Here is a 22,048-nt window from a genome sequence, read left to right on the forward strand (position 1 = left end):
GTCGAAGGCGAAGTTGACCTCCGCGAGAGGCTACGAGAGCCCGCACGGCTTCACCGTCCTGGAGGGCTCCTTCGCAGGCGCGCCGCCGCTGTTGTTCCGGGGGAGACCGGGGCTCAGAAGACCGACTCGGCCTCGTCCATCCGCCAGTCCGGCACCGTCTTGAGTTCGGTGACCGCCTCGGCCAGCGGGACCATCGTGATGTCGGTGCCGCGCAGCGCGGTCATCCTGCCGAAGTCGCCGCGGTGGGCGGCCTCGACGGCGTGCCAGCCGAAGCGGGTGGCGAGCACCCGGTCGTAGGCGGTGGGGGTACCGCCGCGCTGAACATGGCCGAGAATGACCGGCCGGGCTTCCTTGCCGAGGCGCTTCTCCAGCTCGATGGCGAGGTGGTTGCCGATACCGGAGAACCGCTCGTGGCCGAACTGGTCGATCGCGCCCTTCTCGTAGTCCATGGTCTCGGCGGCGGGGTGGGCGCCCTCCGCGACACAGACGACCGCGAACTTCTTGCCCCGGGCGAACCGCTCCTCGACCATCGTGACCAGGTCGTCGACGTCGAAGGGGCGCTCCGGCAGGCAGATGCCGTGGGCGCCGCCGGCCATGCCGGACTCCAGCGCGATCCAGCCCGCGTGCCGTCCCATCACCTCGACGACCATGACCCGCTGGTGCGACTCCGCGGTGGTCTTGAGGCGGTCGATCGCCTCCGTCGCGACGCCCACGGCGGTGTCGAAGCCGAAGGTGCGGTCGGTGGAGGAGATGTCGTTGTCGATGGTCTTGGGGACGCCGACGACCGGCATCCCGGCGTCCGCCAGCATCCGCGCCGCGGTGAGGGTGCCCTCGCCGCCGATCGGGATCAGGACGTCGATGCCGTAGTCCTTGGAGAGGTCCTTGGACTTCTCACAGGCCTCGCGGAGCCGGTTGCGCTCCAGCCGGGACGAGCCGAGGATGGTGCCACCGCGGGCGAGGATGCCGCTGACCGCGTCGAGGTCGAGCTTGCGGAAGCGCCCTTCGAGCAGGCCCTTGAAGCCGTCCTCGAAACCTATGACCTCGTCGTCGTGCCCCGTGAGGGCACGGTGGACAACAGACCGGATCACAGCGTTGAGGCCGGGACAGTCGCCGCCTGCGGTGAGGACTCCGATACGCATCGTGCTGTGTCTCCTGTGCTCGCGGTTGGTTCGTGTGAGCCGGTCCGATTGTTTCACGCGCCGGCCGGCCCTCCCCTCACACAGACCTCCCCCCTACTGTCCCCGCACCGGCTCCACAGGGGAAACTGGGAGAGCGGCTTATCGAGCGCCGCAGGTATTGTCAAGAGGGGCAAGCCCACAATAACGGCTGAATTTGACCTTGCGACCAACGGAATGGATCGGAGAGCACGCGTGACGCGCAGCGTGTACGTGACCGGCATCGACCGAGGCGACGGCCGTCAGGTCGTCGAGCTGGGAGTGATGGAACTCCTCACCCGTCATGTCGACCGGGTCGGGGTGTTCCGCCCGCTGATGCACGACGACGGACCCGACCGGCTCTTCGACCTGCTGCGGGCCCGTTACCGTCTCACCCAGTCCGCCGACACCGTGTACGGCATCGGCTACGACGAGGCCGCCACACTCCAGGCCGAGCGCGGCACCGACGAGCTGGTCTCCCGGCTCGTCGACCGCTTTCACGCGGTGGCCAGGGACTACGACTACGTCCTGGTCCTCGGCTCGGACTACGCCGACACCAACCTCCCCGACGAACTGAGCCTCAACGCCCGGCTGGCCAACGAGTTCGGCGCCTCGCTGATCGCCGTCGTCGGCGGCCAGGGCCAGGAGGCCGAGTCGATACGCGCCGAGGCCCGCAACGCCTACCGCGCCTTCCACTCGCTGGGCTGCGACGTCGTGGCCATGGTCGTCAACCGGGTCGCCGCCGGACACCGCGAGGCCGTCGTCGACCGGCTCTCCGCCCGGCTCCCGGTGCCCTGCTACGCGCTCCCCGAGGACGGCTCGCTCTCCGCGCCGACCGTCGGCCAGATCGTGCACACCCTCGGCGCCGAGGTGCTGCTCGGCGACGACTCCGGGCTCGCCCGGGACGCCCGGAACTTCGTCTTCGGCGGCGCCATGCTGCCGACCTTCCTCAAGGCGCTCACGCCCGGCTGCCTCGTGGTGACCCCCGGGGACCGGGCGGACCTGGTCATCGGCTCGCTCGCGGCGCACAGCGCCGGCGCCCCGCCGATCGCCGGGGTGCTGCTCACCCTCGACGAGCGGCCCGGCCCCGACATCATGGCGCTGGCCGCCCGGCTCGCCCCCGGCACCCCGGTCGTCTCCGTACCCGGCGGCTCCTTCCCGACCGCGGCCGAGCTGTTCGCGATCGAGGGCAAGCTGAACGCCGCCTCGCCGCGCAAGGCGGAGACCGCACTCGGCCTCTTCGAGCGCCATGTGGACACCGTGGAGCTGACCAACCGGATCTCCGTCGCCCGCTCCGGCCGGGTCACGCCGATGATGTTCGAGCACGAGCTGATCGAGCGCTCCCGGGCCGGCCGCCGCCGGGTCGTCCTGCCCGAGGGCGACGAGGAGCGGGTGCTGCGCGCCGCCGATGTGCTGCTGCGCCGCGACGTCTGCGACCTGACGCTGCTGGGCGCCCAGGAGCCGATCCTCAAGCGCGCCGCCGACCTCGCCATCGACCTGACCGGCGCCCAGATCATCGACCCGCAGACCTCCGAGCTGCGCGAGCGGTTCGCCGAGCGGTACGCCGCGCTGCGTGCCCACAAGGGCGTCAGCGTCGAGCTGGCCTACGACGTGGTCGCGGACGTCTCCTACTTCGGCACGCTGATGGTCCAGGAGGGCCTGGCCGACGGCATGGTCTCCGGCGCGGTGCACTCCACCGCCGCCACCATCCGCCCCGCCTTCGAGGTCATCAAGACCAAGCCGGGCGCCCAGATCGTGTCCTCGGTGTTCTTCATGTGCCTGGCCGACCGGGTGCTGGTCTACGGGGACTGCGCGGTCAACCCGGACCCGAACGCCGAGCAGCTGGCGGACATCGCCATCCAGTCGGCCACCACCGCCGCCCAGTTCGGTGTCGAGCCGCGGATCGCGATGCTGTCGTACTCCACGGGCACCTCCGGCTCCGGCGCGGACGTCGACAAGGTCCGCAAGGCCACCGAGATCGTCCGCGAGCTGCGGCCCGACCTCCTGGTCGAGGGCCCTATCCAGTACGACGCCGCGGTGGACGCGGCGGTCGCGCAGACCAAGCTGCCGGAGTCCGACGTGGCCGGCAAGGCCACCGTGCTGATCTTCCCGGACCTGAACACCGGCAACAACACCTACAAGGCCGTGCAGCGCTCGGCCGGTGCGGTCGCCGTCGGCCCGGTCCTCCAGGGTCTGCGCAAGCCGGTCAACGACCTCTCACGCGGCGCCCTGGTGCAGGACATCGTCAACACCGTGGCCATCACCGCCATCCAGGCCCAGGGCGCCCGGCCCGGCGCGGCCCACACCGGCTGACCCCGCTCCCACCCGTCTCCCCCACCCCACGGAAAGCGCTACATGACTGCCACCGCCACCCGCGTCCTCGTCCTCAACTCCGGCTCCTCCTCGGTGAAGTACCAGCTGCTCGACATGACCGACGGCAGCCGTCTCGCCGTCGGTCTGGTCGAGCGGATCGGTGAGGAAACCTCGCTCCTGGCCCACACCCCGCTGGCCACCGGCGGCGACAAGCGCGAGACCGAAGGCCCGATAGCCGACCACGAGGCCGCGCTGAAGGCCGTCGCCGCGGAGCTGTCCGCCGACGGTCTCGGCCTCGACTCCCCGCAGCTGGCCGCGATCGGGCACCGGGTGGTGCACGGCGGGCTGAAGTTCACCGCACCGACCGTGATCGACGACGCGGTGCTCCAGGAGATCGAGCGGCTGGTGCCGGTCGCCCCGCTGCACAACCCGGCCAACCTCACCGGCATCCGGACCGCCCAGGCGCTGCGCCCCGACCTGCCGCAGGTCGCGGTCTTCGACACCGCCTTCCACACCACGATGCCGGAGCACGCGGCCCGCTACGCCATCGACGTGGAGACCGCCGACGCCCACCGCATCCGCCGCTACGGCTTCCACGGCACCTCGCACGCCTACGTCTCCCGCAAGACCGCCGAGCTGCTGGGCAGGGCGCCGGAGGACGTCAATGTGATCGTGCTGCACCTGGGCAACGGCGCCTCCGCCTCGGCGGTGGCCGGCGGCCGCTGTGTGGACACCTCGATGGGCCTGACCCCGCTGGAGGGCCTGGTCATGGGCACCCGCTCCGGTGACATCGACCCGGCGGTGACCTTCCACCTCAAGCGGGTCGCGGGGATGTCCGAGGACGACGTCGATGTGCTGCTCAACAAGAAGAGCGGCTTGATCGGCCTGTGCGGCGACAACGACATGCGGGAGATCCGGCGCCGGATCGACGAGGGCGACGAGCGCGCCGAGCTCGCGTTCGACATCTACATCCACCGGCTGAAGAAGTACATCGGCGCCTACACCGCGGTGCTCGGCCGGGTCGACGCGGTGGCGTTCACCGCGGGCGTCGGGGAGAACGCCGCCCCGGTGCGCGCGGCCGCCGTCGCCGGCCTGGAGGAGATGGGTCTGGCCGTGGACGCCGATCTCAACGCCGTACGGTCCGGCGAGCCGCGGGTGATCTCGCCCGAGTACGCCCGGGTCGCGGTCGCCGTCGTACCGACCGACGAGGAACTGGAGATCGCCCAGCAGACATACGCCCTGGTCAGCGCGTAGGACTCGGTGTTTCCGCCGACCCATATATTCCGCCGCTAAACAAACCGATAGGATTCCGCCCATGCGCCGTTCCAAAATCGTCTGCACCCTGGGCCCCGCCGTCGACTCCTTCGAGCAGCTGAAGACGCTGATCGAGGCCGGTATGAACGTGGCCCGTTTCAACATGAGCCACGGGACCCAGCCGGAGCACGAGGAGCGGTACCACCGCCTCCGCAAGGCCTCCGAGGAGACCGGCCGCGCCGTCGGTGTGCTGGCCGACCTCCAGGGCCCCAAGATCCGTCTGGAGACCTTCGCCGACGGCCCGGTGGAGCTGGTGCGGGGCGACGAGTTCGTCATCACCACCGAGGACGTGGCCGGTGACAAGACCATCTGCGGGACGACGTACAAGGGCCTGCCCGGCGACGTGTCCAAGGGCGACCCGGTCCTGATCAACGACGGCAACGTCGCGCTCCAGGTCGTCGAGGTCGACGGCCCGCACGTGCGGACCATCGTCATCGAGGGCGGCGTCATCTCCGACCACAAGGGCATCAACCTGCCCGGCGCCGCGGTGAACGTCCCCGCGCTGTCCGGGAAGGACATCGAGGACCTGAAGTTCGCCCTGCGGATGGGCTGCGACATGGTCGCGCTGTCCTTCGTGCGGGACGCCAAGGACGTCCAGGACGTGCACCGCGTCATGGACGAGGTGGGCCGCCGGGTCCCGGTCATCGCCAAGGTCGAGAAGCCGCAGGCGGTCGCCAACATGGAGGAGGTCGTGCTGGCCTTCGACGCGGTGATGGTGGCCCGTGGTGACCTGGCGGTGGAGTACCCGCTGGAGAAGGTCCCGATGGTGCAGAAGCGGCTCATCGAGCTGTGCCGCCGGAACGCCAAGCCGGTGATCGTCGCGACCCAGATGATGGAGTCGATGATCACCAACTCCCGCCCGACCCGCGCCGAGGCCTCCGACGTCGCCAACGCCATCCTCGACGGCGCCGACGCGGTCATGCTCTCCGCGGAGTCGTCGGTGGGCCAGTACCCGATCGAGACCGTCAAGACGATGTCGAAGATCGTCGAGGCAGCCGAGGAGGAGCTGCTCTCCAAGGGCCTCCAGCCGCTGGTGCCCGGCAAGAAGCCGCGGACGCAGGGCGGCGCGGTGGCCCGTGCGGCCTGCGAGATGGCCGACTTCCTGGACGGCAAGGCGCTGGTGGCCTTCACCAAGTCCGGTGACACCGCCCGCCGGCTCTCCCGCTACCGCGCGGCCCAGCCGGTCCTGGCCTTCACCACCGAGGCGTCCACCCGCAACCAGCTGACCCTCAGCTGGGGCGTCGACGCCTTCATCGTGCCGCACGCCGACAACACCGACGCGATGGTCGACCTGGTGGACGCCGAGCTGCTCAAGCTCCAGCGCTACAGCAAGGGCGACACCATGCTGATCACCGCCGGTTCGCCCCCCGGCGTCCCCGGCACCACCAACATGGTCCGGGTGCACCACCTCGGCGGCCCGCAGGGCTGACGCACCGGCGCACGAAAAGGCGGTGGGCCGCCCCCTGTTGGGGGTGGCCCACCGCCTTTTCCGCGGCTCCCGAACGGGCCGGTGGCCCGGGGCATTCCTCAGGTCATGAACTGGTGCAGACCCGGGACGTGGAGGTTGCCGCCGAACTGGCCCGCCTGGTCGATCTTCACCTTGGTGAAGTACGCGAACGGGACGTTGAGCGGCGGCGGGTGCTCGGGGTCGAAGACGATCGGGATCAGCCCGAAGAGGTTGCCCTGCAGCCGCTCGGTGTACATGGTCACCTTGCCGCCGCGGATCGTGGACGTGGACCCCTGGGACGCCTGGACGTGGTACTTCTTGCCGGACGCCCGGTCGTCGACGGTCTGGTGCAGATCACCGATGTCGACGCTGTCGGCGGTGAACTTCAGGGCCTGCTTGGTGTGGCCGTTCTGGGTCTTGACGTTGACGACGCCCTCGTAGTTCAGACCGCGCAGGGTGAGCGCGCTGGACTCCAGGTGCCAGGGGTCGTCGGGCAGGGTGACGGGCGTCTGCTCGTCCTCGCCCTTCTGCTTGTTCTCGACGACGCAGGGGAACGCCTTCTTGCCGTCGGCGTCCTTGCCGTCGACGCCGCCGCCGGGCAGGGCGTTGTCCGCCGCGCCCACCGCGCCGTGGACGGTGTCCTTGGCCGTCTTCGACCCGTCCTTGAGGCCGTCGACGGTGTCCGTGACCGGCTTCGTGGCCTTGTCGGCCGCGGAGCCGGCGTCCTTCGACGCGGACGGCGACGGGCTCGGGGAGGCCGTCCCGGACGCGGAGGGGCTCGGCGAGGCGGCCGCCTCCTCCTCGTCCTCGTCGTCCCCGCCCAGGAGGCCGCCGAGCGCATCACCGATGCCGCCCAGCAGGCCCCCGTCGTCCTTCTTGTCCTCGGATTCCGACGGCGACGGGCTCGGGGAGTCCGCGGGCTCGTCGGTCTTCGAGGAGCCGGACGGCTCGGGCGTCGGCTCCGTGTCCTTGCCGGCCGACGGGGAGGGCGAGGGCTTCTGGGACGGCTTGGTGTCGTCCTTGGAGTCCTTCGCACCGTCCTTGGAAGCGCCGTCCTTCTGCTCCACCTTGTCCGGAGCAGTGACGCACGGGCCGTCCTTGAAGGGGCTCTTGGGGGGCGCGGGCTTGGCTATCGCCATCTGGGGCGTCAGCCCCATCCCCATGAGAACGGCGGACGGCATGGCGGCGATGGCTATCGCCTTGCCCGCGGGCACGTGGAACCGCGTCAGCAGCGGCTTCCTCGGCGCCGCGTGTCTCGGCCCGTTTCTCGCCCCGGCAGCTGCGCTCTCCTCGTGCAGCTCGTCACCCGGCACGGTGCCTCCCGTTCGTTCCGTTGGTCGGGCTCGTTCCTGACAGATCGTCCAGTCCATTGCCCAACCCGGGACCGGCGGCAGGCGCCGGGTGGGTGGCGACCACCGGTCCGGCGACCGTGGTGCGGTCCGGCTCGGTGTCGTCCCCGCCCTGTGTGGCCCTGCCCGGCGCCCAGGAGACACCGAGCGCACCGCCGATCAGCCCCAGGAGGAAGCCGATCAGGAAGGCGCCGAAGTTCGAGACGACCAGGGAGACCAGGGAGAGCAGAATCGCCGCGACACCCGCGAAGACACGCGAGGCGGGCTGGAACCACATGGTCAGACCGAGCACGACCAGCAGTACGCCGATGATCAGCGAGCCGGCGCCGGCGGTGGTCGCCATGCGGACGGTCAGGGAACCGATCGTGAGATTCGCGTAAGGGATGTACATGATCGGGATGCCGGCCAGCAGAGTCAGCAATCCGCCCCAGAACGGGCGGTGTCCGCGCCACTCCCGGAACGAAATCCGCTTCCGGCCGATGGTCTCGATCAGCCGTGGTCGCGTTTCGGCGCTCATGTCGTACAGCTCCTCGGGACTGGCAAATCGGTGGTTCTGTGCTGAGTGTCCTACTAGCGCTACCCGCGTACGGGCACGGGGAACGGCATCGGCCGTGACAGCCCGCCCCGCGCCCGCACGCTCAGTGCGTCAGTAGCACTCGCTCTTGCCCTTGGCGACGCTCATCTTGAGGCCGCTGAGCTTGAACGTGCCGGCCGTCGTGGCCCAGGCCGTCTGCTTGACGTGGGTCAGCGTGGCCGAGTCGGCCTGCTGGGCGAACGAGCCGGGGTCGGCCTTGTCGCCCTTGTGCATACCCGGGCCCTTGGTCGTCGAGCCCGCAGCAACACCGATGTCGATGTTGTTGAAGGTCGCGTCCGCGGACAGCTGATCGAGGTCGATGTAGAGGTTCTTCGCCTCGACGGGCGTGTCACCGCCACCGGCCGACAGCTTCATCGACACATCGCCGAAGACCGGGACCGGAACGACTACCGACTGGCACAGGTTCTTGATCTTGGCGTTCGAGAACCCCGAGACCGCCACCGGGACCTGCTTGCCGCCCTTCTGGGCGTCAATGGCTCCGTACTGAACAAATCCGGTGCCGTCCAGCCGGTCGGTAGCGACCTTGAACTGCTGTCCGGACACGCTGAACGATGCCGCGAGCGCACCCTGCGAGAGGGCGACGCCGATCGCGGCGGTCGCCGCGACGCTCGGCACCATGACGACGGCGAACCGCTTCCATCTGGTCCCGCCACGAGCCAGGGACTCCATGACTTTCCTCCTTCTCGGACGTACATCTCCGGTACCTGCCCCCCGAGTTGGGACAGCGGTACCTGGGATGGGAGAAGTGCTACGTCCTCGGGAAGGAGAGCGCCTGATCTCGGAGGCACATCGTGTTCCGAACACCGGCGATCACCCCCGAGCGACAACCACTGGCCACGCTCTCGCGCAACCTCCTCGGACAGGCCCTGCCGGGTGGGGCAGAGACCCCCCTGTCCATGGCCGGCGCCACTGCCGCCGACCACTCGGTGGGGACCCAAGTACCCCGCGACACCGACCGGATGCCGGGCGGCGGGAATGGACCGAGCGTGGCCGATCGTGGTCCATTCACGGCCGTCGCACAAGGGGCTCGTTACTTGCGGGTAACGGCCCGATAAACACGCCGCGACCCGGAGAGATCAACTGGGCACGCAACGTCGCTGTTAACAGCGAAGGGACATGAGGCAATTGCGGACACACTGCCGCAAGGGGGTCGCCAGGGCTTACTTGAAGTAACAGCGGCCACGTTTACCAAGTTTTGGTAAAACGTGGCCGCTGCTTCGTTTGTTTGGTCAACCCGCGGTGGCCGTACTGGTCAGAAGCGGGCGAGTGCGCGGACAGCGGGTCAGAACAGCACCCGGGCCAGTGCCGTACGGGCCGCCGTCACCCGCGGATCGTCCGCGCCGATGACCTCGAACAGCTCCAGCAGGCGCACCCGCGCGGCCTCCCGGTCGTCGCCCGCGGTCCGCTTCACCGCGTCGACCAGCCGCCCGAAGGCGTCCTCGACATGACCGCCGACCAGGTCGAGGTCCGCGGCCCGGATCTGCGCCTGGGCGTCGGCCGGGTTCTCCGCGGCCTCCTTGCGCACCGCCTGCGGGTCGAGATCCTGCACCCGGTGCAGGAGTTCGGCCTGCGCCAGACCGAGCTTGGCCTCCGGGTTGGCCGGGTCGTCGGAGAGCACGTTCTTGTAGGCCTGGATGGCACCGCCCAGGTCGCCGGAGTCCAGCGCCTGGTTCGCGGCCTCCAGCACGGCGTCGTACGGACCGGCCGGCACCGGGGCCTCCTCCGCCGCCTGCTCGTCCGCCTGCGGCTCGGCCGGCGCCCCCACGATGCCGAACTGCTGCTCGGCGGCCCGCACCAGCTCGTCGAGCACCTGGCGGATCTGCGACTCGGGAGCCGCACCCTGGAACAGCGGGATCGGCTGACCCGCGACGACCGCGAAGACCGCCGGGATGCCCTGCACCCCGAACTGCTGGAACAGCGCCTGGTTGGTATCGACGTCGATCTTGGCCAGCACGAACTTGCCGGCGTACTCCCCCGCGAGCCGCTCCAGCAGCGGACCGAGCTGCTTGCACGGCTCACACCACTCGGCCCAGAAGTCGATGACGACCGGGACCTCGGTCGAGCGCTGCAGGACGTCCTGCTGGAACCCCGCCTCGTCGACGTCGAACACCAGGCGGGCACCGCTCGTCGGCGCCCGGCCCGTACGGGCGGCCTCGGCGCGTGCCTGCTCCGCCTTCTGCTTCGCTTCCCCGGCCGCCTTCACCGCTGCGAGGTCGACGACTCCACTCATGGACATATTGCGTGGCTGCATGGGTCCATCCTCCCCCCTGGGCGGCCCGTTCCGAAAAGCGATCCGGAAAGCGGGGCGATCGGCGAACTGATCGGTGCTGCGGTCGGTCGTGCGGTCGGCGGCGCGGAAGGCCGCTCCGGCGCGGGCGCCGGGCCTTTCACCGGGCCCGCGTCCCGTCCGCACACCCCGCCGGCATGCCGGTGTACGTACGGGAATCACAGCCCGTGCGGCCCCCGGAAGGGCCGTCGTGCGGCCCCGAGGAGGACCGTCCTGCGCGGCCGTGGGTCCCCACCCACGGCCCGTGGTTATCGCTCTTTCGCTACGACCCGTAGCGTAACTCGCCGCCGCCCCCGCACAACCACCAGTTCCGGCCCCGCGCCGAGTGATCTCGCTCACGGCGCACACCGGCCGCCCCCGTACTGCCCGGTATGGTCGCCCGCATGCACCACTCCGCCAGCCCGCGCAAGGGCCGCACGGGCCGCCCCCGCAGCGCCGAGACCGACCGGGCGATCCTCGACGCGACCCGCGCCGCGCTCGTCGACCTGGGCTGGGGGCGGCTGACCATGAGCGATGTGGCGGCCCGCGCCGGGGTGGCCAAAACGACGCTCTACCGCCGCTGGGCCAACAAGAACGAGCTCGTCGTGGACGCCGTGGCGGTCCTCTTCGACGAGCTCGAACTCCCCGACCGGGGCTCCCTGCGGGCCGACATCGAGGGCGTGGTGCTGCAGTTCGGCGCGCTGCTGGCCCGGCCGGAGACCAAGACGGCGCTGATGGCCGTGGTCGCCGAGTCCACCACCGACGAGGCGCTGCGCGAGCGCATCCGGTCGGCGATCGTCGACCGCCAGAAGCGGCTGGTGCTGCTCGGCCGGTCGCGCGCCCAGGCCCGCGGCGAACTGCCCCCCGACGGGCCCGGCGCAGACGGCGAGCAGGCGGCCACCCGCAACATGGATCTGATCTTCGATGTGATCGCCGGTGCGATCGTGCACCGCACCCTGGTCAGCGGTGAGCCCGTGGACGCCGCGTGGGGGCACGACTTCACGGCGCTCTTCCTCACCGGCCTGGCCGGCCTGGGCACGCAGGACTGAGGCCGGGCGCCGCGCCGCGGTGCGGCGGCGGACACCCGGCCCCGGTGCCGGTCAGACCTGGTAGCGGTCCGCCGCGAAGAGGTGCAGGTGCTCCGCCACCCACTCCGACGTCCGCTTCAGGCCCTGCTCCAGCGAGACCTCCGGCCGCCACGAAGCCCACTCGCGCGCCCGGGAGTTGTCCGACAGCAGCCGCTCGACCTCGCTGCCGGCCGGCCGCAGCCGGGCGGTGTCCACCACGACCTCTGCCTCCCGGCCGGACGCCGCGATCAGCGCCTCGGCGAGCGCGCCGATCGCGATCTCCCGGCCGGTGCCGAGATTGACGACCTCGCCCAGCGCCCGGTCGCAGTCGGCCAGCGCCAGGAACCCGGCCGCGGTGTCCGTGACATAGGTGAAGTCGCGGGTCGGGGTGAGCGAGCCGAGCCTGATCTGCCGGGCGCCGGCGTGGAGTTGGGCCAGGATCGTGGGGATCACCGCACGGGCGGACTGGCGCGGCCCGTAGGTGTTGAACGGCCGCACCACGGTCACCGGCAGCCCGAACGCGTGCCGGTGGGACAGCGCCATCATGTCCGCGCCGATCTTCGAGGCGGAGTACGGCGACTGCGGCTGCAGGGGGTGGTCCTCGGTGATCGGCGCGGTCAGCGCCGTCCCGTAGACCTCACTGGTGGACGTGTGCACCAGCCGGCGCACGTCATGGCGGCGGCAGGCCTCCGCGATGTTCTCCGTCCCCACCACGTTCGTCTGTACGTAGGCGCCCGGTGAGTCGTAGCTGTACGGAATCCCGATCAGGGCGGCGAGATGGAAGACGGTGTCGCAGCCCGCGACGGCGTCCATCACCCGGCCCGCGTCCCGGACGTCGCCCGAGATCATCTCGACCGGGCCGCCCGGCACGAGATACCGCGCCAGATTTCCCTTTTCGGCGTACGGCTTGTAATGGACGAACGCGCGGACCTCGGCGCCGGCTTCCACCAACAGGTCGACCAGGGTGGAGCCGATGAACCCCTCGGCCCCGGTGACCAGGACCCTGCGGCCGGTCCACTGCTGCGTACTGCTGTTCATGCTGTCTCCTTCATCTGGAGGTGGTGGGCGAGGGGGTGGCCGGCCAGGGCCAGCACCTTGGCGGCCAGCAGGTCGGCGGCGCGCGCATGGGTGCCGGGGTCGGCGGCGGCGCCCATCGCGGCGAGCCGGCGGGGGTCGTCGAGCAGCGGGGTGACCAGGGAGTCCAGCCGCTCGGCCGAGGTCTCCGGGTCGGGCAGCAGCAGCGCGGCCCCGGTGTCGGAGAGCACCCGTGCGTTATGGGTCTGGTGGTCGCCCGGTGCGTGCGGATACGGCACGAGGACGGCCGGCATCCCGATCGTGGCCAGCTCCGCCACAGTGGCCGAACCGGCCCGGCACACCACGAGATCGGCGGCGGCGTAGGCCAGGTCCATCCGGTCGAGGTAGGGCACGGCCTCGGCGACCGACGCCCCGCCGTTCGCCGCCAGCTTCGCCCGGGTCTCCTCCAGGGCCGCGGGCCCGGTCTTGATCAGCAGCCGGAGGTCCGGCCGCGACCGGTAGCGGCCGGCCAGCCCCACCGCCGCCTCGGTCAGCCGGGCCGCGCCCAGGCTGCCGCCGTTGACCAGCAGCAGCCGCGCGCCGTCCGGCACCCCCAGCTCCCGGCGGGCCGCGGGGCGCAGCCGGGTGCGGTCCAGTTCGGCCAGCGGGCCGACCAGCGGCATCCCCACGGTCTCGGCCCGGTCGCCGCCGGTCAGATGCTCCCGGCTGCGGTCGAAGGCAAGGGCGAGATGCGGGGTGAGCCGGGCCGCGAACTTGTTGGCCCGGCCGGGCACCGCGTTGGACTCGTGGATCACGCTCGGCAGCCCGGCCAGCCGCGCCCCGACGATCACCGGGGCGCTCGGATAGCCGCCCATACCGACCGCGACCTGGGCTTTCTGTTCCTTGAGCAGCGCCCGGCACTGGCCGCCCGAGCGCAGCAGCGCGGCCGGCAGCAGATAGCGCCGGGCGCCGAGTGCGGGATCGAAGGGGATCATGTCAACGGTGTGCAGCCGGTATCCGGCCTGCGGGATCAGCCGCGTCTCCAGCCCGCGTTCGGTCCCGACGAAGGAGATCACCGCCTCGGGTACGGCCCGGCGGAGGGCGTCGGCGAGCGCGAGCCCGGGATAGATGTGGCCGCCGGTGCCGCCCGCACCGATCACGACAGAGAGTGGTGTGCGCATGGCCGCCACGCTCGCCAGGTGCCCTAAGAAGCTTCTAAGAGAGGTGTTTGGCAGCCTGTGTCCATGCCGCCCACGCCCGGAAACACCTCAGCCCCCAAGATCCTCGTCGTCGACGACGAACCGGAGGTACGCGCCGCCGTCGAGGACGGCCTCGCCGTGGAGGGCTATGCGGTACGCGGCGCCGCCGACGGCCTGGCCGCCCTCTCGGAGGTCGCCGCCTGGCAGCCGGACGCCCTGGTCCTGGACGTGATGATGCCGGTCCTGGACGGCCTGGCCGTCTGCCGCCGGCTGCGCGCCCTGGACGACCGCACCCCGATCCTCGTGCTGACCGCGCTGGGCTCGGTCAGCGAACGGGTCGACGGACTCGACGCCGGCGCCGACGACTACCTCGTCAAACCCTTCGCCCTGGACGAGCTGGTGGCCCGGGTCCGGGCGCTGCTGCGGCGGGCGTCGACCACGGCCGTGGAGGACCCCCGGCTCTCCTTCGGCGATCTGGTCGTCGACCCGGTGACCCGTACCGGCCACCGGGCGGGCCGTCCGCTGGAGTTCAGCCGCACCGAATGGGCGCTGCTGGAGCTGTTGCTGCTGCACCCCCGGCAGGTGCTGCCGCGCGAGGTGATCCTGGAGCGCGTCTGGGGCCGCGACTTCGGGCCGGACTCCAACTCGCTGGCCGTGTACATCGGTTATCTCCGCCGCAAGCTGGAGGCGGGCGGCGAGCCCCGGCTCGTCCACACCGTGCACGGCATCGGCTACCGCCTGGACCACGCGGAGGGCGCATGACCGGCACCCGCGGCCTGGGGGCCCGCTGGCGGCGCCGCCGCCCGCTGCGCGCCCGGCTGGCGCTGGCGGCCTCCTCCGCGGTGGCGGTGGTGGCGGTCGGCGTCTGTGCGGCCGCGTTCACCATCATCGACTACCAGATGACCCGTCAGCTGGAGCTGAACCTGACCCAGACGGCCGCCCAGGCCATCCGGGACCGCCACGACTGGGGCCCGACGCCGAGTGACACCCTCTGCCAGTACCCGGCCTCGGCCTGCGTCCAGATCGTGCCGTCCAACCCCGCCAAGGACCCGCGCAAGCCGTATGTGCTGCCCGTCTCCGACGCCACCCGGCAGGTCGCCGACGGCCGGCGCGCGGCGTTCTACACGAAGCTGACGGTGGCCGGCCATCCGGTCCGGATGCTCACCACGCGCCTGGCGGACAAGGACGAGGCGGTGCAGGTCGCGCAGCGCTCCGACACCGTCGACCGGGGCGTTGAGCAGGCCGCCTGGGCGCTGGCCGTGCTCGGCGGCGCGGGCGTCCTGCTGGCCGCCGCCCTGGGCTACTGGGTGTCCCGTACGGGCCTGGCCCCGGTCGCCCGGCTCACCGCCACCGCGGAGCGCATCGCCGCCACCCGCGACGCCCGCCACCGCATCGAACTCCCCGCGGGCCCGCCCGCCCGGGAGGACGAGGTCACCCGCCTCGCCACCAGCTTCAACACCATGCTCGGCGAACTGGAGCAGTCGGTCACCGCCCAGCGCCGGCTGGTCGCCGACGCCTCCCACGAGCTGCGCACCCCGCTGACCGCGCTCCGCACCAACGCCGAACTCCTCGCCCGCGCCGACCGGTTGACCGACGCCCAGCGCGACCGTGCCGCGGGCGCCCTGGGCCGCCAGCTGCGCGAGGTCACCACGCTCGTCAACGACCTGATCGAGCTGGCCCGCGACGAGGAGCCGCAGCCCCTGGTCGAGCAGGTGCGCCCGGCCGCCCTCCTGGAGCACGCGGTGGGCGCGGCCCGGGAACACTGGCCGGAGCTGACCTTCACCGCCGTCGTCGACCCGGCCGCGGCGGACGCCACCGTCCCGGGGGTGCCGGCCCGTCTCTCCCGGCTGCTGTCCAACCTGCTCGACAACGCCGCGAAGTTCTCCCCGCCGGGCGGCCCGGTCGAGACCGAACTCCGCGGTGTACCGGACGCGTGGGAGCTGACCGTACGCGACCACGGCCCCGGCATCGAGGCCGCCGATCTGCCCCATGTCTTCGACCGCTTCTACCGGGCGCAGGCGGCCCGTGCCCTGCCCGGTTCCGGTCTGGGCCTGGCGATGGCCCGCCAGATCGCCCGCGCCCACGGGGCCGAGCTCTCCGCCGAGCAGGCACCGGGGGGCGGGGCGCTCTTCCGGCTGCGGATTCCGCTGCCGTAGCGCGGGCGGCGGGCGGCGGGGCGGCCGGTGCGGCGCCGGGCCGGCGCACAAGGGCGGGGCGGCAGGTGGGTCACCCGCCGCCCCGCCCCGGGCCGTTCCTCCGGCCGGCGTCAGAACCCGGCGGGCTCGGTGTAGATGCCCCACTCGTCGCGCAGTGCGTCGCAGATCTCGCCGAGGGTCGCCTCGGCCCGTACGGCCTCCAGCATCGGCTCGATCATGTTGCTGCCGGCCCGTGCGGCGTCCAGCATCGTCTTGAGCGAGGCCCGCACCCGGGCGTCGTCCCGCGCCGCCTTCCGCGCCCCGAGCGCCCGCACCTGCTCCCGCTCGACCTCGTGGCTGACCCGCAGGATCTCCAGGTCCCCGGTGACCGAGCCGTGGTGGCAGTTGACGCCGACGACCTTCTTGTCGCCCTTCTCCAGCGACTGCTGGTACCGGAAGGCGGACTCGGCGATCTCGCCGGTGAACCAGCCGTCCTCGATGCCGCGCAGGATGCCGGAGGTCATCGGGCCGATCGGGTGCTCACCGTTCGGCACCGCCCGCCTGCCGCGCTCCTTGATCTGGTCGAAGATCTTCTCGGCGTCCGCCTCGATCCGGTCGGTCAGCGACTCGATGAACCACGAACCGCCCAGCGGGTCCGCCACGTTGGCGACGCCGGTCTCCTCCATCAGCACCTGCTGGGTGCGCAGCGCGATCTCCGCGGCCTGCTCGCTGGGCAGCGCCAGGGTCTCGTCCAGGGCGTTGGTGTGCAGCGAGTTCGTGCCGCCGAGCACGGCCGCCAGCGCCTCGACGGCGGTGCGGACCACGTTGTTGTACGGCTGCTGGGCGGTCAGCGAGACCCCGGCGGTCTGGGTGTGGAAGCGCAGCCACTGCGCCTTCTCGCTCGTGGCGCCATAGACGTCGCGCATCCAGCGGGCCCAGATCCGGCGCGCGGCCCGGAACTTCGCGATCTCCTCGAAGAAGTCGAGATGCGCGTCGAAGAAGAAGGACAGCCCGGGGGCGAAGGTGTCGACGTCCAGGCCTCGGGAGAGGCCCAGCTCCACGTAGCCGAAGCCGTCGGCGAGGGTGTACGCCAGCTCCTGCGCGGCCGTCGCGCCCGCCTCACGGATGTGGTAGCCGGAGACCGAGAGCGGCTTGTACGCGGGGATGCCGCGCGCGCAGTGCTCCATCAGGTCGCCGATCAGCCGCAGATGGGGCTCCGGCTGGAAGAGCCACTCCTTCTGGGCGATGTACTCCTTGAAGATGTCCGTCTGGAGCGTGCCGTTCAGCACCCCCGGGTCGATGCCCTGCCGCTCGGCGGCGACCAGGTACATGCAGAAGACGGGGACGGCGGGACCGCTGATCGTCATGGAGGTCGTGACGTCGCCCAGCGGGATGTCCTTGAAGAGGACCTCCATGTCGGCGGCCGAGTCGATGGCCACGCCGCAGTGCCCGACCTCGCCCAGCGACCGCGGATCGTCGGAGTCGCGGCCCATGAGGGTCGGCATGTCGAAGGCGACGGAGAGGCCGCCGCCGCCCGCCTTCAGGATCATCTTGTAGCGCTCGTTCGTCTGCTCGGCGTTGCCGAAGCCGGCGAACTGGCGGATGGTCCACGTCCGCCCCCGGTAGCCGGTGGGGTACAGCCCGCGGGTGAAGGGGAACTCGCCCGGCCACCCGATCCGCTCGAAGCCCTCGACCGAGTCGCCGGGGCGGGGACCGTACGCCGGCTCGACAGCATCCCCCGAAAGCGTGGTGAAGTCCGCGTCCCGCTTACGGGCGGAGTCGTACCGGGCCTGCCAGCGGCGGCGGCCCTCATCGATCGCGTCAGCGTCCATACCCCCGAATTTACTAGGACGTCCTAGTACTTGTCGACGGGAGAGGCGGATGGGTCGCCCTTTGCGTCGCGAGGTTCACCGTCCGTAACGCCGCCGGGTAACGCAAAGGCGCCCGCCCCTCGAAGGGACAGGCGCGTTCCGCGGGCTTTCCGGGTGGCCGGGCGGCCGTCAGACCTGCACCGGCTCCGGAGTGTCACCGGCGATCAGCGGCTCGACCTCCCGCACCACCTTGCGTTCCACGAAGAACGCGGCGGTGGGGATGGTGCCCGAGATCAGCACCCACAGCAGCTTGCCGAACTTCCACTTGGCCTTGGAGCCCAGGTCGAAGGCGAAGACCAGGTAGATGATGTAGAGCACGCCGTGGACCTGGGAGACGACGAGGGTGAGGTCCTTGCCCATCCCGAAGCCGTACTTGAACACCATGCAGGTGCACAGCACCAGCAGCATCACGGCGGTGACATAGGCCATCGCCCGGTAGCGGGTCAGGACGCTTCGCTTCATGCCCCGAGCGTAACCAGCCGATCCGGGGCGATCTTCGCCGCCCCCCTGGAACGGAACGCCCTACTCGTCCCTGAAGTCGGCCGCCGCCACCCGCAGCGGCCGCAGCAGCGCGAAGATCTCCGCGCACTCCTCGGCGTCGTAGGCCCCGAGCCCGAAGTCCATCGCCATCAGCTCACGGGTGGCCGCGTCACACACCTCGCGGCCCTTCTCCGTGATGGTGGCGAGCGTGCCCCGCCCGTCGTTCGGGTTCGGCCGCTTGGCGACGAGCCCGGACCGCACCAGCCGGTCGACGGTGTTGGTCACCGAGGTGGGGTGCACCATCAGCCGCTCACCGATCTTCGACATCGGCAGCTCACCGGCCTTGGAGAAGGTCAGCAGCACCAGCGCCTCATAGCGCGCGAAGGTCAGCCCGTACGGCTTGACCACCGCGTCCACCTCGGCCAGCAGGATCTGGTGGGCGCGCATGATCGAGGTGATCGCGGCCATCGAGGGCACGGCTCCCCATCGCTGCTGCCACAGTTCATCGGCACGCGCGATGGGATCGAAAGCAAGGCTGAGCGGCTTCGGCACGGCCCCGACACTACCGGGCAGCCATATGGCGGTCAGCCGCGTCTCATTTTCCGGTCCGGGGCCGCGGTCCGGCCGGTCCGCGCACCGGCCCGGCGGACGCCCGGCCCCCCGGCGCCGTGCGCCGCACCTCGAAGATCGCCGCCAGTACACAGACCGCGCCCAGCACCCCGGCGGCCGGCATCACGAGTCGCAGCGGCGCGTACTCCGCGGCCACCCCGGCCAGTCCCATCGCCAGGCCCATCACCGTCATCCGCCCGGCCTGCATCACCGTCATCGCCTGGCCCAGGAGTTCCTCGGGGACCGCGGCGACGAACCAGCGGTCCACCCCGAAGTTGTACGAGATGCCGGTGCCGGTCAGCACGAGCAGCGGCAGCGCCCAGCCGAACGAGGGCTGTGCGGCGAAGCCGAGGGAGGGCAGGACGGCGAAGAGCCCCATGGGGAAGGTCAGCCGGGTGCGGGCCCGCGGTCCGAGGAACGTGCCCACCAGGCTCTCGGCGAGCACCGCCCCGACCGGCATGCCGCACAGCAGCAGCCCCGTCCCGGCCGGCCCGGTGCCGAGCAGGCCGGCGTAGGGGATCAGCAGCGCCTCGGGGATCACCACGAAGGCCGGCGGCAGCCACGTCAGCAGAAGCAGCGCCCGCACCCGGCGGTCGGCCATCAGCCGCCGGAGCCCGCCCAGCGAGGCGCCCAGCAGCGCGCCGCGCGCGCCGTCCCGGGCCGGGCGCGCCAGGGTCCCCAGCCGCAGCAGCAGCGCCGACCCGAGGAAGGTGCCGGCGGTGAGCGCGAGCACCGCGCCCGGGGACACCACGGCGAGCAGCAGGCCCCCGGCCGCGAACCCGGCGAGCTGCGCGCTCTGGTTCACCAGGCGGATCACCGAGCGCCCCAGGACGAACAGCTCCCCCTCGCCGAGGATCTCCCCCAGCGTCGCGGCCCGGGTCCCGGCGAAGACCGGCGCGACGGCCGCGAGCACACAGCGCAGCACCAGCAGCACCCCGACCGGTGTGCCCGGCACCACCATCCCCGCCGCCGCCAGCGCGCACAGCAGATCGCAGCCGACCAGCACCCGCCGGGCCGGATACCGGTCGGCGACCGCCGACAGCAGCGTCCCGCCGATGACGTACGGCGCCAGCCCCAGCGCGAAGGTCAGCGCGCTCAGCAGCGGCGACGCGGTGAGCCGGAAGACGAGGACGGACAGCGCGATCTCGCAGACGACCACGCCGAGGGAGGACAGCAGATGCGCGGCGAAGACGTACCGGAACTCGGGGACGGCGAAGACGGCGCGATAGCCGTCCGGGCGGGCGCGGGCGGCGGCCGGTGCGGCATCGGCGGCGCCCGCACCGGGGCAGGCGGGGAGGCGGCCCGACGGCGCGGACCCGGAGGGCGAGGACATGGCCGCAGCCTGCCGGAGCCCGGTGCCGCCCCGTAGTCTTTCGGCTCCAGCCGAATCCCGTGTCGGAGGGAGCGCCCGGCCGTGCCGGTGAACCTGCATTTCGGCGCCGACGACCTGCTCCGCATCCGGTTCGCCGTCTCCCCGCTGTGCGAGACCCATGAGGCGGTACGGACCCTGCGCCGCACCGACCGGCACGGCTATCACACACCGTGGCTGCGCCGGATGCGCGAGACGCTGGCCGGGCTGGACCTGGCGCCGCTGTGGCTCTTCATGCCGGCGACGCCCCCGGGCTACACCCCGGACTTCCTGGGCCGCCCGCCGGACGGCCCGATGGCCGGTTTCGACGAGGAGCTGACGCGGCTGCGCGCCACCGAACCGGCCCTGGCCCGCGCCGAGATGGCCAAGTCGCTGGCGGGCCGGCCGGAGGCGGCGGAATCGGCGCGCGGCCGGGCCGCGCTGGCCGATCCGGCACGGGCGGTGCAGGAGCTGGCCGATGTCACCGAACGGGCCTGGCGGGCGCTGCTCGCCCCGGACTGGCCGCGGCTGCGGGCGCTGCTGGAGGCCGAGATCGCCTACCGGTCACGGCAGTTGGCGGACGGCGGGCTGCAGCGGCTGTTCGCCGATCTGCATCCGCGGCTGTCCTGGTCGGGGGACACCCTGACGGTCCGGACCCGGACCGACTTCGCCCAGATGCAGGACCTGGACGGCCGCGGGGTGCTGCTGCTGCCCAGCGTGTTCGTGTGGCCGGACGTGGTCAGCGGGTTCGACCCGCCGTGGCAGCCCACGGTGATCTACCCGGCGCGCGGGATCGGCGGGCTGTGGACCGAACCGGAGACGGGTGTGGCGCTGGCCCGGCTGCTGGGGGCGAACCGCGCCGCCGTACTGGCCGCGCTCGACGTGCCGTCGACCACGACGGCCCTGGCCCACCGCCTCGGCCTGGCGGCGTCCTCCGTCTCGGGGCATCTGTCCGTGCTGCGCGACGCCGGTCTGCTGACCTCGCGCCGGCACGGACATCAGGTGCGGTACGAGCGCACCCCCCTGGGGATCACCCTGGCGGCGGGCGGCTGACGCCCCGGCGGGGCGCCGGAAGGGACCGCTCAGGCCCGGCGGGTGCCGTCCGCGGCGAGATGCCGCTCCACGGTCTCGACCTTCGAGGTCAGCCCGTCGGTGACCCCGGGCCGGATGTCCGCCTTGAGCACCAGCGAGACCCGCCCGCAGCGGGCCTCGACGGCCGCGACCGCGCGCTTGACGACGTCCATGACCTCGTCCCACTCACCTTCAATGGAGGTGAACATGGCGTCCGTACGGTTCGGCAGTCCGGACTCACGGACGACCCGGACCGCGTCGGCGACGTACTCACCGACGTCCTCGCCGACGCCCAGCGGGCTCACCGAGAAGGCGACGATCATACGTTCACGACGCCTTCCTTGCGGGCGCGGGCGGCGATCACGCCGGCCTCCTCCTCGCGCTTGAGGATGCGGTCCCCGTAGAGGCCGCCGAACGGCACGATCGCCAGCACGAAGAACAGGGCGACGCGCTTGAACGGCCACTTGGTGCGGTTCCACACGTCCAGCAGCAGCACCACGTAGGTGATGAAGAGCAGGCCGTGGATCATGCCGAGCGGCATCACCAGGGAGTCGTAGTCGAAGGCCAGGCGGAAGCCGGTACCGAAGATCAGCAGCGCCGGGAAGGAGAGCGCCTCCGGGATGGATGCCAGGCGCAGTCGGTGCAGGGCGGCAGCGGTCTTGATGTCCACGGGAACCTCGTTCGGGTGGCAGATGGGCAGTCGGCGCGCAGCGCCGTCTTCTTGGGGTGGAGGGCGGGCGCACGGCTTGTGCAAGAGTTCACAAGCTTCGCCCCATTGTTACAGCCGCCTCCCTGATCACCGCGCCGGGGGGCGGG

20 protein-coding genes are annotated in these 22,048 nt (G+C 71.7%); 7 read left to right on the forward strand and 13 right to left on the reverse strand.

The window, feature by feature from the left end:
• Positions 1-113: 113 nt before the first annotated feature.
• Positions 114-1,139: an ATP-dependent 6-phosphofructokinase gene (locus ACWC9R_RS22025; protein WP_450733850.1), complete on the reverse strand. Its 1,026-nt coding sequence runs from the start codon at positions 1,137-1,139 to the stop codon at positions 114-116.
• A 231-nt stretch (positions 1,140-1,370) separates the two neighbouring features.
• Between ACWC9R_RS22025 and pta the strand changes: the two genes are divergently transcribed.
• The 3 genes from pta (at position 1,371) to pyk (ending at position 6,210) form a co-directional block, all read left to right on the forward strand.
• The gene (gene pta / locus ACWC9R_RS22030; protein ID WP_450733852.1) at positions 1,371-3,467 is read left to right on the forward strand and encodes a phosphate acetyltransferase; all 2,097 of its coding nucleotides are present in this window, start codon (positions 1,371-1,373) and stop codon (positions 3,465-3,467) included.
• A gap of 42 nt (positions 3,468-3,509) precedes the next feature.
• Positions 3,510-4,721: an acetate kinase gene (locus tag ACWC9R_RS22035; RefSeq protein WP_450733854.1), complete on the forward strand. Its 1,212-nt coding sequence runs from the start codon at positions 3,510-3,512 to the stop codon at positions 4,719-4,721.
• A gap of 61 nt (positions 4,722-4,782) precedes the next feature.
• Positions 4,783-6,210, forward strand: coding sequence for a pyruvate kinase (gene pyk, locus ACWC9R_RS22040; protein WP_450733856.1), 1,428 nt, complete (start codon positions 4,783-4,785; stop codon positions 6,208-6,210).
• A 98-nt stretch (positions 6,211-6,308) separates the two neighbouring features.
• Here pyk and ACWC9R_RS22045 read toward each other — a convergent pair whose 3' ends face one another.
• The 4 genes from ACWC9R_RS22045 to ACWC9R_RS22060 form a co-directional block, all read right to left on the reverse strand.
• Entirely contained in the window at positions 6,309-7,541 is a 1,233-nt protein-coding gene (locus tag ACWC9R_RS22045; RefSeq protein WP_450733858.1) for a hypothetical protein, read from the reverse strand.
• Positions 7,531-8,094, reverse strand: coding sequence for a DUF6114 domain-containing protein (locus tag ACWC9R_RS22050; RefSeq protein ID WP_450733860.1), 564 nt, complete (start codon positions 8,092-8,094; stop codon positions 7,531-7,533). The genes ACWC9R_RS22045 and ACWC9R_RS22050 overlap by 11 nt, the downstream gene beginning before the upstream one ends.
• A 129-nt stretch (positions 8,095-8,223) precedes the next feature.
• Complete coding sequence (locus ACWC9R_RS22055) at positions 8,224-8,841, reverse strand: DUF6230 family protein (protein ID WP_006603038.1); 618 nt, start codon at positions 8,839-8,841, stop codon at positions 8,224-8,226.
• A gap of 613 nt (positions 8,842-9,454) precedes the next feature.
• A complete protein-coding gene (locus ACWC9R_RS22060; protein WP_450733862.1) occupies positions 9,455-10,423 on the reverse strand; it encodes a tetratricopeptide repeat protein in 969 nt (322 codons plus the stop codon).
• A 419-nt stretch (positions 10,424-10,842) separates the two neighbouring features.
• On the opposite strand from ACWC9R_RS22060, the gene ACWC9R_RS22065 reads away from it, so the two are divergent.
• Positions 10,843-11,487, forward strand: coding sequence for a TetR/AcrR family transcriptional regulator (locus ACWC9R_RS22065; protein WP_450733864.1), 645 nt, complete (start codon positions 10,843-10,845; stop codon positions 11,485-11,487).
• 51 nt (positions 11,488-11,538) lie between these two features.
• On the opposite strand, the gene ACWC9R_RS22070 is transcribed toward ACWC9R_RS22065, so the two are convergent.
• Both ACWC9R_RS22070 and ACWC9R_RS22075 read right to left on the reverse strand, forming a co-directional pair.
• Complete coding sequence (locus ACWC9R_RS22070) at positions 11,539-12,543, reverse strand: GDP-mannose 4,6-dehydratase (protein ID WP_450733865.1); 1,005 nt, start codon at positions 12,541-12,543, stop codon at positions 11,539-11,541.
• On the reverse strand, positions 12,540-13,700 hold the full coding sequence (locus tag ACWC9R_RS22075; protein ID WP_450733867.1) for a UDP-N-acetylglucosamine--N-acetylmuramyl-(pentapeptide) pyrophosphoryl-undecaprenol N-acetylglucosamine transferase: 1,161 nt from the start codon (positions 13,698-13,700) through the stop codon (positions 12,540-12,542). Before ACWC9R_RS22075 ends, ACWC9R_RS22070 begins: the two co-directional genes overlap by 4 nt.
• Before the next feature lie 63 nt (positions 13,701-13,763).
• Here ACWC9R_RS22075 and ACWC9R_RS22080 point away from each other — a divergent pair, with 63 nt between their 5' ends.
• Both ACWC9R_RS22080 and ACWC9R_RS22085 read left to right on the forward strand, forming a co-directional pair.
• Complete coding sequence (locus ACWC9R_RS22080; RefSeq protein WP_450733868.1) at positions 13,764-14,480, forward strand: response regulator transcription factor; 717 nt, start codon at positions 13,764-13,766, stop codon at positions 14,478-14,480.
• Positions 14,477-15,874: a sensor histidine kinase gene (locus tag ACWC9R_RS22085; RefSeq protein ID WP_450733870.1), complete on the forward strand. Its 1,398-nt coding sequence runs from the start codon at positions 14,477-14,479 to the stop codon at positions 15,872-15,874. Before ACWC9R_RS22080 ends, ACWC9R_RS22085 begins: the two co-directional genes overlap by 4 nt.
• Positions 15,875-15,984: 110 nt before the next feature.
• Here the strand turns inward: ACWC9R_RS22085 and ACWC9R_RS22090 are convergent, their stop codons facing one another.
• The 4 genes from ACWC9R_RS22090 to ACWC9R_RS22105 all read right to left on the reverse strand — a co-directional run bounded on the left by ACWC9R_RS22090 (position 15,985) and on the right by ACWC9R_RS22105 (position 20,146).
• On the reverse strand, positions 15,985-17,685 hold the full coding sequence (locus ACWC9R_RS22090) for an acyl-CoA mutase large subunit family protein (RefSeq protein ID WP_450733871.1): 1,701 nt from the start codon (positions 17,683-17,685) through the stop codon (positions 15,985-15,987).
• Positions 17,686-17,853: 168 nt separating this feature from the next.
• On the reverse strand, positions 17,854-18,186 hold the full coding sequence (locus ACWC9R_RS22095) for a DUF3817 domain-containing protein (RefSeq protein WP_450733872.1): 333 nt from the start codon (positions 18,184-18,186) through the stop codon (positions 17,854-17,856).
• 60 nt (positions 18,187-18,246) lie between these two features.
• Positions 18,247-18,756, reverse strand: a complete 510-nt coding sequence (locus tag ACWC9R_RS22100; RefSeq protein ID WP_450733874.1) for a MarR family winged helix-turn-helix transcriptional regulator — start codon at positions 18,754-18,756, stop codon at positions 18,247-18,249.
• A gap of 43 nt (positions 18,757-18,799) precedes the next feature.
• A complete protein-coding gene (locus tag ACWC9R_RS22105; RefSeq protein ID WP_450733876.1) occupies positions 18,800-20,146 on the reverse strand; it encodes an MFS transporter in 1,347 nt (448 codons plus the stop codon).
• Between the two features lie 81 nt (positions 20,147-20,227).
• On the opposite strand from ACWC9R_RS22105, the gene ACWC9R_RS22110 reads away from it, so the two are divergent.
• Positions 20,228-21,214, forward strand: a complete 987-nt coding sequence (locus ACWC9R_RS22110; protein ID WP_450733877.1) for a DUF5937 family protein — start codon at positions 20,228-20,230, stop codon at positions 21,212-21,214.
• A 29-nt stretch (positions 21,215-21,243) separates the two neighbouring features.
• Here the strand turns inward: ACWC9R_RS22110 and ACWC9R_RS22115 are convergent, their stop codons facing one another.
• The gene (locus tag ACWC9R_RS22115; RefSeq protein WP_450733878.1) at positions 21,244-21,555 is read right to left on the reverse strand and encodes an MTH1187 family thiamine-binding protein; all 312 of its coding nucleotides are present in this window, start codon (positions 21,553-21,555) and stop codon (positions 21,244-21,246) included.
• Entirely contained in the window at positions 21,552-21,902 is a 351-nt protein-coding gene (locus ACWC9R_RS22120) for a DUF3817 domain-containing protein (protein WP_450733880.1), read from the reverse strand. The genes ACWC9R_RS22115 and ACWC9R_RS22120 overlap by 4 nt, the downstream gene beginning before the upstream one ends.
• Positions 21,903-22,048: the final 146 nt, after the last annotated feature.

This window comes from Streptomyces sp. NPDC001219, assembly GCF_053597915.1.

Excerpts from the sequence above, each read along its gene's own strand:
- ACWC9R_RS22090 (WP_450733871.1), bottom strand. The coding sequence starts at position 17,685 with ATGGACGCTGACGCGATCGATGAGGGCCGCCGCCGCTGGCAGGCCCGG.
- ACWC9R_RS22050 (WP_450733860.1), bottom strand. The coding sequence starts at position 8,094 with ATGAGCGCCGAAACGCGACCACGGCTGATCGAGACCATCGGCCGGAAG.
- ACWC9R_RS22070 (WP_450733865.1), bottom strand. The coding sequence starts at position 12,543 with ATGAACAGCAGTACGCAGCAGTGGACCGGCCGCAGGGTCCTGGTCACC.
- pyk (WP_450733856.1), top strand. The coding sequence starts at position 4,783 with ATGCGCCGTTCCAAAATCGTCTGCACCCTGGGCCCCGCCGTCGACTCC.
- ACWC9R_RS22080 (WP_450733868.1), top strand. The coding sequence starts at position 13,764 with ATGCCGCCCACGCCCGGAAACACCTCAGCCCCCAAGATCCTCGTCGTC.
- ACWC9R_RS22085 (WP_450733870.1), top strand. The coding sequence starts at position 14,477 with ATGACCGGCACCCGCGGCCTGGGGGCCCGCTGGCGGCGCCGCCGCCCG.
- ACWC9R_RS22095 (WP_450733872.1), bottom strand. The coding sequence starts at position 18,186 with ATGAAGCGAAGCGTCCTGACCCGCTACCGGGCGATGGCCTATGTCACC.
- ACWC9R_RS22075 (WP_450733867.1), bottom strand. The coding sequence starts at position 13,700 with ATGCGCACACCACTCTCTGTCGTGATCGGTGCGGGCGGCACCGGCGGC.
- ACWC9R_RS22105 (WP_450733876.1), bottom strand. The coding sequence starts at position 20,146 with ATGTCCTCGCCCTCCGGGTCCGCGCCGTCGGGCCGCCTCCCCGCCTGC.
- ACWC9R_RS22060 (WP_450733862.1), bottom strand. The coding sequence starts at position 10,423 with ATGCAGCCACGCAATATGTCCATGAGTGGAGTCGTCGACCTCGCAGCG.
- ACWC9R_RS22055 (WP_006603038.1), bottom strand. The coding sequence starts at position 8,841 with ATGGAGTCCCTGGCTCGTGGCGGGACCAGATGGAAGCGGTTCGCCGTC.
- ACWC9R_RS22065 (WP_450733864.1), top strand. The coding sequence starts at position 10,843 with ATGCACCACTCCGCCAGCCCGCGCAAGGGCCGCACGGGCCGCCCCCGC.
- ACWC9R_RS22035 (WP_450733854.1), top strand. The coding sequence starts at position 3,510 with ATGACTGCCACCGCCACCCGCGTCCTCGTCCTCAACTCCGGCTCCTCC.
- ACWC9R_RS22025 (WP_450733850.1), bottom strand. The coding sequence starts at position 1,139 with ATGCGTATCGGAGTCCTCACCGCAGGCGGCGACTGTCCCGGCCTCAAC.
- ACWC9R_RS22115 (WP_450733878.1), bottom strand. The coding sequence starts at position 21,555 with ATGATCGTCGCCTTCTCGGTGAGCCCGCTGGGCGTCGGCGAGGACGTC.